Below are 14,954 nucleotides of genomic sequence, written 5' to 3'. Positions count from 1 at the left end.
GGCGCACCCATGAGCACGCAGATCTTCGTCAACCTGCCCGTCAAGGACCTCGACGCCGCCAAGGCGTTCTACACGGCCCTCGGGTACTCGGTGAACGAGCAGTTCACGGACGAGAACGCGTCCTCGATCGTCCTCAGCGACACGATCTACGTCATGCTCCTCACCGAGGAGTTCGCGACGCGGTTCACGAACAAGGCGATCGCCGACGCGACCGCCACGACCGAGGTCATCAACGCGCTGAGCGTCGGCACGCGCGAGGAGGTCGACCGCCTCGCCGACGCCGCGTTCGCCGCCGGCGCGACCCCGGTGAAGGACCCCCAGGAGGAGGGCGGGTTCATGTACTCCCGCAGCTTCGCCGACCTCGACGGCCACCAGTGGGAGGTCCTCTTCATGGACCCGACCGCGTTCGAGGGCTGACGCACCGCTCGAGGGAGAGCCTCCCGGCTCGAGGGAGAACCCCGCGTGTCCTCCCTCGAGACCGGAGGCTCGACCTCGTGCCGGTCGGCCTCGGGAATCGGGCGGGCGCGCGCGCCGTTGCCGCCATCATGCGAGCCATCACCTACTCCCGCTACGGCGGCCCCGACGTCCTCGAGACGACCGACCTCCCGACCCCCAAGGTCGGGCCCGACTCCGTGCTCGTGCGCGTGCGCGCCGCGAGCGTCAACCCGGTGGACTGGAAGGTCCGCGAGGGGTACCTCGACCAGATCATGGACGCCGTCTTCCCGGTCGTCCCCGGCTGGGACGTCGCGGGCGTCGTCGAGCGCGTCGGGCTCGACACCCCGGAGCTCCAGGTGGGCGACGAGGTGTACGGGTACGTGCGCAAGGACGTCGTCGGCGGCGAGGTGTCGGGCGGGACGTTCGCCGAGCTCGTCGCGGCCCCGGTCCGCACGCTCGCGCGCAAGCCCGCGGCGTGGTCGTTCGAGGAGGCCGCCGCCGTCCCGCTCGCGGGTCTGACGGCGTACCAGACGATCCGGCGCGCGGGCGTCGCCGCCGGGCAGACCGTCCTCGTGCACGCCGCGGCCGGCGGCGTCGGGTCGTTCGCCGCGCAGATCGCCCGGGCGCTCGGCGCGCGCGTGATCGGCACGGCGTCCGAGCGCAACCACGACTTCCTGCGCTCGCTCGGCGCCGAGCCGGTCACGTACGGCGACGGGCTCGCGGACCGCGTCCGGGCGCTCGCGCCCGAGGGCGTCGACGTCGTCCTCGACTACGTGGGCGGCGACGCGCTCGACACCGTGCCCCAGGTGCTGCGCGACGGCGGCACGGTCGCCTCGATCGTCGACGCCCGCGCGCGCGACGAGCTCGGCGGGCACTACGTCTGGGTGCGCCCCGACGCGGCCGACCTTGCGGAGCTCGCGCGCCTCGGCGAGGAGGGCGTCCTACGTCCGGAGGTCGCGGAGGTGTTCGACCTCGCCGACGCCGCCGACGCGCACCGCGCGAGCCAGTCCGGCCACGTGCGCGGCAAGGTCGTCGTCCGGGTCTGAACCCCGCGAGATCGACGCCGTCAGGCGTCCGGCAGCTCGCGCAGCGGCGACGTGAGGTCGCCGCCCGCGTCCCCCGTGTTCACGGTCCCCCGGCGCTCGACGAGCACCGCGGAGGTCTCGACGTCGGCCCGCGGGCGGTGCTCGACGCCGCGTGGCACGACGAACAGGTCGTGCGGCCCCAGCACGACCGCACGCTCGACGCCGTCCTCGCGCAGGTCGATCGTCAGCTCGCCCGCGAGCACGAGGAACAGCTCGTCGGTCTCGGGGTGGTCGTGCCAGACGAACTCGCCCAGCACCTTGACCACCTTGACGTCCTCGTCGTCGAGGCTCGCGACCCGGTGCGGCTGCCAGTGCCCGTCGAACGCGTCGAGGGCGGCGAAGAGGTTGCGCACGTCGGTCATGTGCCCACCCTGCCACTCCCCCCGCGCAGCGCGAGATCGACCCGCACGTCCGAGATCGACCTTCAGAGGGTCGACGTCGGAGCTCTCGGGTCGATCTCGCGGGTGGGCGGTGCCACGCTGGCACCATGAGCAGCACCGACGCCGCACGTCCGGGGGGCGCGTTCGGCCCCGAGGTCTACGCCGCCCGCCGCGAGCGCGCGGCTGCGCACGCCCGTGAGGCCGGCCTCGCGGGGCTGCTCGTCTCGCCCGGCCCGGACCTCGCCTACTTCACCGGCTACGCGCCGCCGGACACCGAGCGCCTCACGCTGCTCGTCCTCCCCACGGGCGAGCCGGGCGCACGGACCGGCGCGTCCGTCGTCGTGCCGCTGCTCGAGCGGGGCGACCTGGCCTCGGCCCCGGGCGCGGACGGGCTCGACGTCGTGACCTGGCGGGACGGCGACGACGAGCACGCCGCCGCCGCGCGGCTCCTCGACGGGACCGGCACCTACGCCGTCTCGGACTCGACGTGGGCCCTGCACGTGCTCGGTCTCCAGCGAGCCCTCCCGGACGCGCGGTTCACCGCGTTCACCGACGCCGTCCCGACGCTGCGCGCCGTCAAGGACGCGCAGGAGGTCGAGCGCCTCGCCGCGGCAGGCGCCGCCGCCGACGCGGCGTTCACCCAGGTCCGCGAGGTCGCGTTCGCGGGCCGGCGCGAGCGGGACGTCGCCGCCGACCTCGACCGGTTCCTGCGCGAGCACGGGCACGAGCAGGTCGACTTCACGCTCGTGTGCGCCGGCCCGAACGGCGCCGACCCGCACCACGACGCGGGCGACCGGGTCATCGAGCCGGGCGACCTCGTCGTGCTCGACTTCGGCGGGCTGCGCCACGGGTACGGCTCCGACACGACGCGCACGGTCCTCGTCGAGGGCGGCACCGACGACGCCCTGGCAGCACAGCAGCGCGAGGTCTACGACGTCGTCCGCCGCGCCCAGCAGGCGGGGGTCGACGCGGTGCGTCCGGGCGCGACGTGCCAGGACGTCGACCGCGCCGCGCGCGCCGTCATCACCGACGCGGGCTACGGCGAGTTCTTCGTGCACCGCACGGGGCACGGCATCGGCACCACGACCCACGAGCCGCCGTACATGGTCGAGGGCGAGGACCGGCCGATCGAGCCCGGCATGTGCTTCTCCGTCGAGCCGGGCGTCTACCTGCCCGGCCGCTTCGGCGTGCGGATCGAGGACATCGTCGTCGCGTTCCCGCCCGACGTGCCCGACGGCGCACGCCGCCTCAACACCTCGACGCACGACCTCCAGACCGTCCGGTGAGAGACCCGGCGCGCTGGCCCGCCTACAACGCGGCCCAGCGCGGGCGGCCCGTGCGTGACCTGTGCCGCCGGGTCCTCGACCTCGCGGGTCCGGGCGACCGGCGCCTCGCGCTCGACCTGGGCTGCGGGGCGGGCGTCGAGACGGCCGCGATGCTCGACGCCGGGTGGCGCGTCGTCGCGCTCGACCCGGCCCCGGGGACGGGAGACCTGGTGCGCGACGCCGTCCGGCCGGGCGACCGCACCCGGCTCGCCGTGCACGAGGCCGGCTTCGCAGACGTCTCCACCCTGGTCGACCCCGCGTCCGTAGGCCTCGTTCATGCGAGCTACTCGCTCCCGCACGTGCCCCGCCCGGCGTTCGACGACGCCTGGTGGCAGGTCCGCAGCGCACTCTCCCCGGGCGGGTGGCTCGCCGTCGACCTGTTCGGCGACCGCGACTCGTGGGCGGGCGCACCGGACGAGACCTTCCTGACCCGCGCCGAGGTGGGCGGCCTGCTCGCCGGGCTGGACGTCGTCGTGCTCGACGAGGTCGAGGAGGACGGCGAGGCGTTCAGCGGGCCCAAGCACTGGCACACGTACGCCGTGGTCGCCCGCGCACCCGGCTGAGCCCGCGTCGCTCAGCCGAGCGCGTCCGCGGTCGCGCGCACCTTCTCGTTGCGGATGCCGACCCAGCTCAGCGCGCCGCCGAGGACGAGCAGCGCGGCGGTGACGACGAGCGAGCGGTGGAAGCCATCGAGGTCGAGCACGCCGCCGACGATCACGCCCGCGAACGCGATGACGACGAGCCCTGCGACGCGGGACACCGCGTTGTTGACCGCCGAGCCGATGCCGGCGTCGGCCGCGGGGATCGAGCCGAGGATGGCGGACGTGAGGGGCGCGACGGTCATCGCAAGGCCGAGGCCGAAGAGCACGAGGCCGGGCAGGACCTGGGTGACGTAGACGGCGTCGTCGGTCGTCGTGAGCAGGAGCAGGTAGCCGGCCCCGCCGACGAGCGGCCCGACCGTCATGAACAGGCGCGGACCGTACCGGCCCGCGAGCGCCCCGAACCGCGTGGACAGCGCGAGGAGCACGAGGGTCACCGGGAGCTGCGCGAGCCCGGCGGCGGTCGCGCTGTACCCGCCGACCTGCTGGAGGAACAGCGTGACGACGAACCCGCCGAAGTAGAGCGCCCCGTAGATGGCGGCGGTCGCGAGGTTGCCCCAGGCGAAGTTGCGCACGCGGAACAGGCGCGGCGGGAGCATGGGGTCGGGGGCGCGCCGCTCCCACCAGACGAACACCACGAGGCACGCGACGCCGACGACGCACGGCCCCCACACCACCGGGCTCGCCCACCCGAACCGCCCCTGCTCGATGAGCGCGAACACGGTGCCCGCGAGCCCGACGGCGGCGAGCGTCGCCCCGGCGACGTCGATGTGCCGTCGCCCGTCTGGGCCACCCGCGGCGCCCGGCTCCTCCGCCGCCGACCGCGGCACGCCGCGCAGCAGCCACAGCGTCACCGCGACGGGGAGCACGTTGATCCAGAACACCCAGCGCCACGAGATGGTGTCGATGAGGATCCCGCCGAGCAGCGGCCCCACGAGCGACGCCGTGCTGGTCCACGCGGTCCAGGAGCCGATCGCGCGGGACTGCCGCTCGCCGTCGAACGTCGAGATGATCATGGCGAGCGAGCTGGGCACGAGCAGGGCGCCCGCGACGCCCTGGAGCCCGCGCGCCACCACGAGGAAGAGCCCGTCGGGGGCGAGCGCGCACGCGACCGACGTCACCGCGAAGCCGACGAGGCCGATCGCCATGACGCGGCGCCGGCCGTGGACGTCGGACAGCGAGCCCGCCAGGAGGATGAGCGCGCCGAGCGTGATCATGTAGGCGTCGACGACCCACTGCTGCAGCGCCAGACCCGTGACCGGGCCGGTGGTCAGCTCGGCGGAGATCGCGGGCAGCGCGACGTTGACCACCGAGCCGTCCAGGAACGACACGAACGACGCGAGGACCGCGACCACCAGCACCCGCTGCTGCACCGTCACCGACCCACCGTACGACTCCGCTCTCATGCCGTCCCGACCGAGCGGGGCGGCACGGCGTGACGCGTGGGGAGCAGCTGGCGACCGCTCGACACCATACCTAGAGGTAGGTATGGTACGGAGCATGACGACGACCACCGCCCGCGCGCGCCTCGTCGCCGCCGCGCAGGAGCTGTTCTGGGCCCAGGGCGTCGGCGCGACCAGCCCGCGCGAGGTCCTCGCCGCGAGCGGCGTGGGCCAGGGCAGCCTCTACCACCACTTCCCCACCAAGCACGACCTCGCGGCGGCCGCCGTGCACGCCACGACGACGGCCGGCCTCGACGCCGCGCACCGCGACCTCGACGCGGGCGGATCGGCCGTCGAACGCCTCGTCCGCTACCTCGAGCGGCCGCGGCCCGCGCTCGCCGGCTGCAAGGTCGGGCGGCTCGTGAGCGACCAGGCCGTCATGGACGACGCCACGCTGGCGGCGGAAGTCCGGGCCTACTTCCGCGGGCTCGTCGACCTGGCCGCCGCCGTCCTGGCGGACGACGGGGTGCCCGACGACGCCGCCCGCGACCGCGCGCTCGCGGCCGTCGCCGTCGTGCAGGGCGGGTACGTCCTCGCGCGCGCCCTCGACGACCCCGACGCGATGACCGCGGCGGCCCGCGGGTTCGTCGCGCTCCTGGACCCTCGACCCGCCGACCCGCCGGAGGACGCATGACTGCCGCACCCGACCGCCCGTCCCTGCGCGAGCGCCTGCGCGCGCTGCCGGTGCTCGGCGCCGAGCTCCCCGGCCTCGACGTCGACGCGGCGCCCGACGAGCCGAGCACGCTCTTCGTCGAGTGGCTCGAGGAGGCGATCGACGCCGGCCTGCCGGCACCGCACGCCGCGACCCTCTCGACCGCCGACGCGAGCGGCCGGGTCGACGCCCGGACGCTGATCCTCAAGGACGTCGACGGCGACGGCTGGCTCTTCGCCACCCGCGCCGACTCGCCCAAGGGCCTGGCGCTCGCGCAAAACCCGAACGCCGCGCTGACGTTCTTCTGGCGCGAGCTCGGCCGCCAGGTGCGGGTGCGCGGTCCGGTGGTCCCGCTCGGCCCCGACGCGTCCGCCGCCGACTTCCGCGCCCGCTCCGACTTCTCCCGTGCGACCGCGCTCGCCGGGCCGCAGAGCGCCCCGCTCGCGTCGCGGGACGCCTACCGGACCGCGTGGGACGCGGCGCTCGCGCGGGTCCGCGCCGAGCCCGACGTCGTCCTCGACGCCTGGACGGCGTACGCGCTGGAGCCCACGAGCGTCGAGTTCTGGGCGTCCTCGCCCGAGGGCCAGACCCGACTCCGCTACACCGCACGACCCGACGCCGGAACCGACGAACGCCTCCCCTGGACGAAGGAGCTCCTGTGGCCCTGACCGGAACCAGCCCGCTCGCCCTCCCCGACGTCGAGGACGTGCGCCACGACGCCCGGTCCGCGCTCGCCGCCGTCACCGCCGCGACGCGCGCCCTCGACGACGACGCCCTCGCCGGCTCCTCGGACCTCCCCGGCTGGTCGCGCAGCCACGTGCTCGCGCACGTCACGGCGATCGGCGAGGCGATGGCCCGCCAGGCGGAGCGCGCCGCGCGCGACGAGCTCGTCGAGGTGTACGACGGCGGAGCCGCCGGCCGCGAGGCCGGCATCCAGGCGGGTGCCCGCCGGTCCGTCGCCGAGCACGTCGCCGCGCTCGAGTCGCTCGCCGAGCGCCTCGACGCCGCGTGGCCCGCTCCCGGGTCGTCCGGGTGGGACGCCCCCGTGACCTACCGCGACGGGACCGTCGCCGACGCGCTCGTCGCATGGTGGCGCGAGTCCCGCATCCACGCCGTGGACCTCGACGCCGGGATCGGCCTCGACACCTGGCCGCGCGCGCTCGGCCTCCACCTCCTCGACTTCCTCGGGGTCCGCCTCACGGACGACGTCGTGGTCGAGGTCGCGAGCGAGCCCACCGCGCTCGGGGTGGGTCCGGGCGGCCTTCGCCTCGCCGCCGAACCCGGGGTCTCTCCCGACTCGGAGACTCCCGTGGGGAGCGACCCCGGGTTCGACGCGCGAGCCGGTGTCGTCGTCCGGGGTCGCCTCACCGACGTCGCCGCCTGGCTCGCGGGCCGCGCCCCCGACGCCGAACCCCTCGCCTTCCGCTCCGGCGAACGGGTCACCCTCCCCGACATCGGCCCCTGGCCCTCCCCGTACTCGCCGCCGCGGTAGACCCGCGGTGCGGTTCGGCGCGTGGTCTGGTCTCGGGCACGAGCCGAACCCGCCGCTCAGCCGTCGACGCTTCTGAGCACTCCGCGGCCTTGCTCTACCTCGGCGGACGGGGCCCCGGGGTGTGGGTGAGACGTCCGGCCTGTGCCGGTCGGGACGTTCGTCCCGGGAAAGTGTGACGCACGCCCGTGATGGAACGCACACTTAGTGCACTCTTTCACAAGCGTAGAATCGGAGCGTGTCGAGTCGAGCGAGCAACCCCGCAAGCAGCGCAGACCAGATCGACGTAGCACTCATCGGCGGTGGCATCATGAGCGCCACGCTGGGAGCCCTCCTCAAGGTCCTGGAACCCTCCTGGACCGTGCGCATCTACGAGCGTCTGGACGCCGTGGCGCAGGAGTCGTCGAACCCGTGGAACAACGCCGGGACCGGCCATGCCGCCCTGTGCGAGCTGAACTACACGCCGGAGAAGGCGGACGGCTCGATCGACATCACCAAGGCGGTGAAGATCAACGAGCAGTTCGAGGTGTCGCGCGAGTTCTGGCACCACCTGCTGACGACGGGCGCGCTCCCGCAGCCCGCGAGCTTCATCTCCCGCACGCCGCACATGACCTTCGTGCGCGGCGCGAAGAACGTCGACTACCTGCGCCGCCGGTTCGAGACGCTGCGCCAGCACCCGCTGTTCAGCGAGCTCGAGTTCAGCGACGACCCCGCCGTGATCGCCGAGTGGGCCCCGCTCCTCGTCGCCGAGCGCGACGGTGACGAGCCGGTCGCGGCGACGCGCGCGACGAGCGGCACGGACGTCGACTTTGGCGCCCTCACGCAGCAGCTCGTCGACCACCTCGTCTCGCAGGGCACGCAGCTCTACCTCGAGCACGAGGTCAAGAACCTCAAGAAGACGAAGGACGGTCGCTGGCGCCTGACGGTCAAGGACCGTTCGTGGAACGCCCCGAAGCGCCGCTCCACGGTCGAGGCCCGGTTCGTGTTCGTCGGCGCCGGAGGCGGCGCCCTGCCGCTGCTCCAGGCCGCGGGCATCCCGGAGGCCAAGGGCTACGGCGGCTTCCCCATCAGCGGCGAGTTCCTGCGCACCGACAGCCCCGAGTTCGTCGCGCAGCACCAGGCCAAGGTCTACGGCAAGGCAGACGTCGGCTCGCCGCCCATGTCCGTCCCGCACCTGGACACGCGCGTCGTCGACGGCAAGACGTACCTGATGTTCGGCCCGTACGCGGGGTTCAGCCCCAAGTTCCTCAAGAAGGGCAAGTACCTGGGCCTGCTCACGTCGCTGCGCCTGCACAACATCGGCTCGATGCTCGGCGCCGGGCTCAAGAACATGGACCTCACCCAGTACCTGGTGGGCCAGCTCCTGGCGAGCCCGGAGACCAAGTTCACCGCCCTCCAGGCCTTCATGCCGACGGCGCACCCCAAGGACTGGGAGACGATCACCGCGGGCCAGCGCGTCCAGGTGATCAAGAAGGACGAGGACGGCAAGGGTGTCCTGGAGTTCGGCACCGAGGTCATCGCCGCGGGCGACGGCTCCATCGCGGGCCTGCTCGGCGCCTCTCCGGGCGCGTCGACCGCGGTCCCCGCGATGATCGACCTGCTGGAGCGCTGCTTCCCCGCCCGCTTCACCAAGTGGCGCCCCGAGCTCGCGACGATGATCCCGAGCCTCGGCCACGCCCCTTGGGAGGCCGAGGAGCTCGAGGGTCTCGACCAGCTCACCGGCGGCGCGGACGTCGACGCGGTCGGCTCGCGCGCCTGACCTCGACCTGACGTCCCTCCCCCGACGACGGCCCGGACCTCCACGAGGTCCGGGCCGTCGCGTCTCTCTCGCCGCGTCTCGGTCGTCGCATCTCTGTCGCGGCGTCTCTGCAGCCGCCTCCCTGCCGTCCTGGCCGTCTCGCGTCCGCCGTCGTGCGTCCGCCGGCGTGCGTCCGCCGCGGGCACCGACCAGGTCAGCGCGGGAGCGGCACGCGCCGCGCCGCGCTCGGCGGACGCCGGGACGACGTCGGCGGCTCAGGGAGCGTCGCCGGCGCCGGGAGCGCACCCCGGACGCCGTCGCGCACGGCGGGGTTCGGGACGACGCGTCGCAGCACGAGCTCGGCCGCGACCTCGTGCGGGTCGACGGGCGCGCCCGACGCACCCTGCGCGCCTTGCGCCTCCGGGCGGGAGGCCGCTGCCCGCAGGTCGGCGTCGAGGCGCTCCGCGTCCCGGTCCCACCGCTCGCCCTGGACCGCCCGGTCGCCCCACGCGCCGGCACCCGGCCATGCGCCGTCGGACCCCGCGGGGAACCACGGCCACGCGCGGTCCTCGCGCCGCACCGCGAGCGCCCCGACGGTCGGGCCGACGACGAGGAGAAGAACCATCACACCCCAGAAGATGTCCATGCCCCCACCCTTCCGCCGGGCGGCACCGCCGACGAGTGGCAGGACTGACACCTCTCGACAAGATCCCGCCACGGGCGTAGCGTGCCGTGCATGGTGCACTCCGTCGCGACCGTCGTGTGCGACGGCCTGGCCCCGTTCGAGTTCGGCGTCGTGTGCGAGGTGTTCGGCCTCGACCGCAGCGAGGACGGCGTCCCGCCGTTCGACTTCCGCGTGTGCGGTCCGGTCGCCGGGTCGCCCGTCCGCACCTCGGTCGGCGCGCAGGTCGTCCCCGACCACGGGCTCGACGCGACGGACGACGCCGACCTCCTCATCGTCCCGGCGATCCGCATCGGCTCGCACTACCCGCCCGAGGTGCTGGACGCGGTCCGGCGCGCGTCCGAGCGCGGCGCGCTGCTGCTGAGCGTGTGCTCGGGGGTCTTCCTCCTCGCCGCGGCCGGGGTGATCGAGGGCCGGCGGGTCACGACCCACTGGATGCACGCCGACGAGCTGCGCCGCCGGTACCCGAGCCTCGACATCGACCCGGACGTCCTGTTCGTCGACGACGGCAACCTCGTCACGAGCGCCGGGACCGCCGCGGGGATCGACGCGTGCCTGCACCTCGTGCGGCGCGAGCTCGGGGCCAAGGCCGCGAACACGATCGCGCGGCGCATGGTCGTGCCGCCCCAGCGCGAGGGCGGGCAGCGGCAGTTCATCGAGCGCCCGGTCCCCGAGTGCGCGGAGGACTCGTTCGCCGAGCTGCTGGAGTGGATGACCGAGCACCTCGACGAGCCGCTCACGGTGCGGGACCTGGCGCTCCGGGCCCACACCTCGGAGCGCACGTTCGCGCGCTCGTTCGTCGCCCAGACGGGCACGACGCCGCTCGCGTGGCTCACGTCGCAGCGCGTGGGGCACGCGCAGTCCCTCCTCGAGGAGTCGACGCTGGACCTCGAGGAGGTCGCGCGGCGCTGCGGGTTCGGGTCGGCGGCGCTCCTGCGCCACCACTTCCGGCGCGCGGTCGGCATCACGCCCACGGAGTACCGCCAGACTTTCCGCTTCGCCGCCTGACCTCGCCGCGCCGGTCGGCTCCTTCGCGAGTCCTTCACCTGCCCTGCGTGTGCGAGCAACCTACGGTCCCGTAGGGTAGAGCCATCTGCACCACGAGCACCCGCTCACCTCCGCGGCTGGGAAGTCGACACCGACACCCCGCGAGGACACATGACCTCTGCCGCAGTGCGCCCGGGCTTCCGGGCCACCCGCCCCCGCACCGACGAGCCGGGCGCCGTCACCAGCACGTACAGCGCGCTGTCGCGCACCGTGCGCGACGCCGGTCTGCTCCACCGGACGCACGGCTACTACCTGTGGACCCTCGCCGTGCTGACGCTCGCGCTCGGCGGCGCCGTCGCCGGGTTCGTCCTCCTGGGCGACTCGTGGTTCCAGCTCCTGATCGCCGGCGCGCTCGGCCTGATCTTCACCCAGTTCGCGTTCGTCGCCCACGAGGCGTCGCACCGGCAGGTCTTCGCGTCGGGCCCCGCGAACGACCGCCTGGGGCGCATCCTCGCGAACGGCGTGGTGGGGATCAGCCACTCGTGGTGGATGAACAAGCACACGCGCCACCACGCGAACCCCAACCAGCGCGGCAAGGACCCGGACATCGCGCCCGACGTCGTCGTGTTCCTCGACGACGACGCCGCGGCCGCCAAGGGGCTCAACGCGCTCATCAACCGGTACCAGGGCTGGCTGTTCTTCCCGCTGCTCACGCTCGAGGGACTCAACCTGCACGTCCAGGCGTACCGCTCGCTCCTCGCGGGCGGCCGCACGCGCGGCAACCTCCGCGACCGGGTCCGTGAGCTCGTCATCCTCACGCTGCGCCTGTCGCTCTACGTGGGGGCGATCTTCTGGTTCCTGCCGCTCGGCATGGCGTTCGCGTTCCTCGGCGTGCAGCTCGCCGTGTTCGGGGTCTACATGGGGGCGTCGTTCGCGCCCAACCACAAGGGCATGGCGATCATCCCCGAGAACACCAAGATCGACTTCCTGTCCAAGCAGGTCCTCACGTCGCGGAACATCCGCGGCGGCTGGTGGATGAACGTCCTCATGGGCGGGCTCAACTTCCAGATCGAGCACCACCTCTTCCCGAGCATGCCGCGCCCGCACCTCGCGCGGGCGCGCGAGATCGTGCGCGAGCACTGCGCGAACCTCGGCCTGCCCTACACGGAGACGAGCCTCGTGCAGTCCTACGGCATCGTCGTGCGGTATCTCAACCGCGTCGGCCTCTCGGCGCGCGACCCGTTCGACTGCCCGATGTTCCGCCAGCTCCGCAAGGTCTGACGGGGCCGCGGCGCGCCGTCGGGTCCCGCGGGCCCGACGACGCGCGAGCCGGTCAGGCCGACGCCGCGTGCCCGTGCCGCCAGTACCCGACGAAGTCGACGTGCGTCTTGGGGACGCCGCGGTCGTTGACGAGGTGGCGGCGCACCCCGGTCGCGAGGGTCGACTCCCCGACCGCGTACGCGTAGACGGGACCGGACGGCAGGTCGGCCGACCGCACCGCCTCGAGCGCCAGCGCGCCGGGCAGGAGCGCGTGCGGGTCGGTGCCCTCAGGAGCGGAGTCCTCCCGCACGACCCAGCGCAGCTCGACCCCGGCCGGGACGCGGAAGTCCTGCGCGTCCGCCGCCTCGGGAATCTCGACGATCGCGAGGCCGCGCGCGTCGTCGGGCAGCGACTCGCAGATGCCCGCGACCGCGGGCAGCCCGGTCTCGTCGGCGACGACGAGGGTCCAGTCGTGCGGGACGCGCGGGTTGTACCCCACCCCCTGGTCGAGCACGCCGACACGGTCCCCCGCCTGGGCGGACAGCGCGAACGAGGACGCGGGCCCGGCGTCGCCATGCACGACGAAGTCCACGTCGATCTCGCGCAGATCGGGCCGCGCGGCGCGCACCGTGTAGTTGCGGACCCAGGGCCGGCGCGCCTTGGGTGTCGCGAGGTACTGGACGTACCACATGCCCGAGGTCCGGGTAGGCAGGCGCAGGGAGTCCTGGTCGTCGCGGGCGAGGAACATCCGGAACCACTGGTCGAAGCCCATGGGCGTGAAGAGGTCCATGTCCTCGCCGCCGAGGGTCACCCGCACGACGTTCGGGCTCACCCGCTTGCTGCCCACCACGCTCAGCGTGACGACGTGCGCGTCGGCGGGCTTGACCATCGTGAAGGTGGCCACCAGCGGCTCCTCGGGGTGCGGCCCGGGCCTCCCGGGCGGACGACGGCCCCGCGACCACGGCGACCCGTAGCAAGGTTAGCCTCACCTATGGGTCGCCGTCGATGTGGTCGATCCCACACCCCCCGCGGCGCTCCCCCGGCCGGAGACGCCGCGCGCCGCTGTCATGCTCGACGCGTGGAGCTCCCCGTCGCCTGGTCCGTCGTCCTGCTCGTCGCCGCCGCGTGGAACCTGCTCATCTGGCCGCGCTTCCTCCAGCGCATCGCCAAGGACCCGCGCTCGCGCGACGCCGACGGCCGCGCGACCCGCTTCCTCACCGTCCACGTCGTGCTCATCACGGTCTCGCTCGTGCTGGCCGCCGCGGTGGGGGCGCTCGGCGTCCTCACGCTCGTCTGAGCCCGGCGAGCCGCTCCGGGTTCCGGAAGAGCAGGACGCGCACGACGCGCTCGCCGTCGTACTCGACGGACGCCGCCATCGCCGGCACCCCGTCCCGGGTCCACACGCCGCCCAGCGCGCCGTTGACGAACGCCGGCTCGAACGCCATCGCGGTCGTCTCGGGCTTCGCCGAGAGGCCCACGAGCATCCGTGCCACCTTGTCCGCGCCCATGACCGGGCGCAGCGCCGCGCGCGCCTTGCCGCCGCCGTCGCTCACCACGACGACGTCCGGCGCGAGGACCTCGACGAGCGCGGTCGTGTCGCCCGTGGCGCACGCGGCCATGAACCGCTCGACGGCGGCGCGCTGCGCGTCGTCGGGCGGCGTGAACCGCGGGCGACGCGCCCGCACGTGCTCGCGCGCGCGGTGCGCGGTCTGGCGCACGGCCGCAGGCGAGCGGTCGAGGCCCTCGGCGATCTCGTCGTACGGGACGTCGAACACCTCGCGCAGCACGAACACGGCGCGCTCGAGCGGGCTCAGCGTCTCCAGCACGACGAGCAGCGCCATCGAGACGTCCTCCGCGCGCTCGACCTGCAGCGCGGCGTCCGGCATCGTGAGGAGCGGGTCGGGCAGCCACGATCCCACGTACGTCTCGCGCCGCGTCCGCAGCGTGCGCAGCCGGTCGAGCGCGAGCCGGGTCGTCACGCGCACGAGGTAGGCGCGCGGGTCCAGGACGTCGGACCGGTCCGCCGACGACCACCGCAGCCACGCCTCCTGGACCACGTCCTCGGCGTCGGCCGCGGAGCCCGTCATCTCGTACGCGACCGTGAAGAGGAGCCGGCGGTGCACGGCGAACGGCGCGAGGGCCGGGCCGGGTCCGCGAAGGTCCGCGACGTCGTCGGGCAGCCGGTGCTCTGGGCGGTCGCTCACCCGGCCAGCCTGCCCGCCGTGCCCTCCGCACGCAGCCCGCCGCCGAGCGGGACCTCGCACCGGTCGCTGAAGCCCTGGCTGGACAGGCCGAGGGCCGCGTTGATCCGGCTGCGCAGGTTCTCCAGCGCGACGACGGCGGTGAGCTCGACGAACGCGGGCTCGCCCAGGTCGTCGACCAGCGCGGCCGCGAGCTCGTCCGTCACCGTCGGCGGGGTCGCGGTGGCCGCCTCGGCGTACTCGAGCACGCGCCGCTCGACGGCGGTGTACACGTCGCTCTCGCGCCACGCGGGCACGTCGTGGAGCTTGCGGGGGTCGACGTCCCCGTGCTCCGACTCCCAGTAGCCGAAGTCGACGCACCACGAGCAGCCGATCCGCACCGCGGACGCCATGACCGCGAGCGCGGACAGCGTCGGGTCGAGCGTCCGCCACCGCGCGACGCCGGCCTCGAGGACGCAGTACGTCGTCGCGACGCGCGGGTGGTGCCCGACGGCGGCGAGCGGCTCGAGCACGGCGCCGTACCGGCGTCGCGAGAGCGCCGCGAGCGTGCGGTTGAGCAGGGTCCGGGGTGGGTCGAGCGAGATGCGGGCCACGAGGGTCTCCTTCCGTCAGCCGGCGCGGTGCGCGCCGGTCGAGCGCGGGGTCGACCATCCAGACGCGCGCCACGGGCCGCGCGTGA

At 74.2% G+C, this 14,954-nt stretch carries 17 protein-coding genes; 11 read left to right on the top strand and 6 right to left on the bottom strand.

Annotation, left to right across the window (positions count from 1 at the left end; all coding sequences use genetic code 11):
* The first annotated feature begins 9 nt into the window (after positions 1 to 9).
* Together ACFC2L_RS19165 and ACFC2L_RS19160 are read left to right on the top strand one after the other, a co-directional pair.
* The gene (locus ACFC2L_RS19165; RefSeq protein ID WP_375825939.1) at positions 10 to 417 is read left to right on the top strand and encodes a VOC family protein; all 408 of its coding nucleotides are present in this window, start codon (positions 10 to 12) and stop codon (positions 415 to 417) included.
* Between the two features lie 128 nt (positions 418 to 545).
* Positions 546 to 1,481 carry an NADP-dependent oxidoreductase gene (locus ACFC2L_RS19160; protein WP_375825938.1) on the top strand — a complete coding sequence of 312 codons (936 nt, stop codon included), beginning with the start codon at positions 546 to 548 and terminating at the stop codon, positions 1,479 to 1,481.
* 20 nt (positions 1,482 to 1,501) lie between these two features.
* On the opposite strand, the gene ACFC2L_RS19155 is transcribed toward ACFC2L_RS19160, so the two are convergent.
* A complete protein-coding gene (locus ACFC2L_RS19155; protein ID WP_375825937.1) occupies positions 1,502 to 1,882 on the bottom strand; it encodes a cupin domain-containing protein in 381 nt (126 codons plus the stop codon).
* A gap of 125 nt (positions 1,883 to 2,007) precedes the next feature.
* Here ACFC2L_RS19155 and ACFC2L_RS19150 point away from each other — a divergent pair, with 125 nt between their 5' ends.
* Together ACFC2L_RS19150 and ACFC2L_RS19145 are read left to right on the top strand one after the other, a co-directional pair.
* The gene (locus ACFC2L_RS19150) at positions 2,008 to 3,186 is read left to right on the top strand and encodes a M24 family metallopeptidase (protein ID WP_375825936.1); all 1,179 of its coding nucleotides are present in this window, start codon (positions 2,008 to 2,010) and stop codon (positions 3,184 to 3,186) included.
* Positions 3,183 to 3,788 carry a class I SAM-dependent methyltransferase gene (locus ACFC2L_RS19145; RefSeq protein WP_375825935.1) on the top strand — a complete coding sequence of 202 codons (606 nt, stop codon included), beginning with the start codon at positions 3,183 to 3,185 and terminating at the stop codon, positions 3,786 to 3,788. The genes ACFC2L_RS19150 and ACFC2L_RS19145 overlap by 4 nt, the downstream gene beginning before the upstream one ends.
* An 11-nt stretch (positions 3,789 to 3,799) precedes the next feature.
* Here the strand turns inward: ACFC2L_RS19145 and ACFC2L_RS19140 are convergent, their stop codons facing one another.
* A complete protein-coding gene (locus tag ACFC2L_RS19140) occupies positions 3,800 to 5,203 on the bottom strand; it encodes an MFS transporter (RefSeq protein ID WP_375825934.1) in 1,404 nt (467 codons plus the stop codon).
* 121 nt (positions 5,204 to 5,324) lie between these two features.
* Here ACFC2L_RS19140 and ACFC2L_RS19135 point away from each other — a divergent pair, with 121 nt between their 5' ends.
* The 4 genes from ACFC2L_RS19135 (at position 5,325) to mqo (ending at position 9,166) form a co-directional block, all read left to right on the top strand.
* A complete protein-coding gene (locus ACFC2L_RS19135) occupies positions 5,325 to 5,900 on the top strand; it encodes a TetR/AcrR family transcriptional regulator (protein ID WP_375825933.1) in 576 nt (191 codons plus the stop codon).
* The gene (locus ACFC2L_RS19130) at positions 5,897 to 6,586 is read left to right on the top strand and encodes a pyridoxal 5'-phosphate synthase (protein ID WP_375825932.1); all 690 of its coding nucleotides are present in this window, start codon (positions 5,897 to 5,899) and stop codon (positions 6,584 to 6,586) included. The genes ACFC2L_RS19135 and ACFC2L_RS19130 overlap by 4 nt, the downstream gene beginning before the upstream one ends.
* A complete protein-coding gene (locus ACFC2L_RS19125; protein WP_375825931.1) occupies positions 6,577 to 7,410 on the top strand; it encodes a maleylpyruvate isomerase family mycothiol-dependent enzyme in 834 nt (277 codons plus the stop codon). Before ACFC2L_RS19130 ends, ACFC2L_RS19125 begins: the two co-directional genes overlap by 10 nt.
* A 235-nt stretch (positions 7,411 to 7,645) precedes the next feature.
* The gene (gene mqo, locus ACFC2L_RS19120; protein ID WP_375825930.1) at positions 7,646 to 9,166 is read left to right on the top strand and encodes a malate dehydrogenase (quinone); all 1,521 of its coding nucleotides are present in this window, start codon (positions 7,646 to 7,648) and stop codon (positions 9,164 to 9,166) included.
* 193 nt (positions 9,167 to 9,359) lie between these two features.
* Here the strand turns inward: mqo and ACFC2L_RS19115 are convergent, their stop codons facing one another.
* Positions 9,360 to 9,791, bottom strand: coding sequence for a hypothetical protein (locus ACFC2L_RS19115; protein ID WP_375825929.1), 432 nt, complete (start codon positions 9,789 to 9,791; stop codon positions 9,360 to 9,362).
* Between the two features lie 90 nt (positions 9,792 to 9,881).
* Here ACFC2L_RS19115 and ACFC2L_RS19110 point away from each other — a divergent pair, with 90 nt between their 5' ends.
* The gene (locus tag ACFC2L_RS19110; protein WP_375825928.1) at positions 9,882 to 10,835 is read left to right on the top strand and encodes a helix-turn-helix domain-containing protein; all 954 of its coding nucleotides are present in this window, start codon (positions 9,882 to 9,884) and stop codon (positions 10,833 to 10,835) included.
* Between the two features lie 150 nt (positions 10,836 to 10,985).
* Complete coding sequence (locus ACFC2L_RS19105; RefSeq protein WP_375825927.1) at positions 10,986 to 12,095, top strand: fatty acid desaturase family protein; 1,110 nt, start codon at positions 10,986 to 10,988, stop codon at positions 12,093 to 12,095.
* Between the two features lie 52 nt (positions 12,096 to 12,147).
* Here the strand turns inward: ACFC2L_RS19105 and ACFC2L_RS19100 are convergent, their stop codons facing one another.
* Positions 12,148 to 12,978 carry a siderophore-interacting protein gene (locus ACFC2L_RS19100; protein WP_375825926.1) on the bottom strand — a complete coding sequence of 277 codons (831 nt, stop codon included), beginning with the start codon at positions 12,976 to 12,978 and terminating at the stop codon, positions 12,148 to 12,150.
* A 174-nt stretch (positions 12,979 to 13,152) separates the two neighbouring features.
* Between ACFC2L_RS19100 and ACFC2L_RS19095 the strand changes: the two genes are divergently transcribed.
* Positions 13,153 to 13,371 (top strand): SCO4848 family membrane protein, encoded by a 219-nt coding sequence (locus ACFC2L_RS19095; RefSeq protein ID WP_375825925.1) that lies wholly within the window; start codon positions 13,153 to 13,155, stop codon positions 13,369 to 13,371.
* Here ACFC2L_RS19095 and ACFC2L_RS19090 read toward each other — a convergent pair.
* On the bottom strand, positions 13,358 to 14,278 hold the full coding sequence (locus ACFC2L_RS19090) for an RNA polymerase sigma-70 factor (RefSeq protein WP_375825924.1): 921 nt from the start codon (positions 14,276 to 14,278) through the stop codon (positions 13,358 to 13,360). The genes ACFC2L_RS19095 and ACFC2L_RS19090 overlap by 14 nt on opposite strands.
* Positions 14,275 to 14,868, bottom strand: a complete 594-nt coding sequence (locus tag ACFC2L_RS19085; protein WP_375825923.1) for a carboxymuconolactone decarboxylase family protein — start codon at positions 14,866 to 14,868, stop codon at positions 14,275 to 14,277. Before ACFC2L_RS19085 ends, ACFC2L_RS19090 begins: the two co-directional genes overlap by 4 nt.
* Between the last annotated feature and the right edge of the window lie 86 nt (positions 14,869 to 14,954).

Source organism: Cellulosimicrobium sp. NPDC055967, assembly GCF_042269845.1.
Lineage (GTDB): Bacteria > Actinomycetota > Actinomycetes > Actinomycetales > Cellulomonadaceae > Cellulosimicrobium.
Note: the sequence above shows the minus strand (reverse complement) of the source record. Positions and strands in the feature narration are given on the sequence as shown.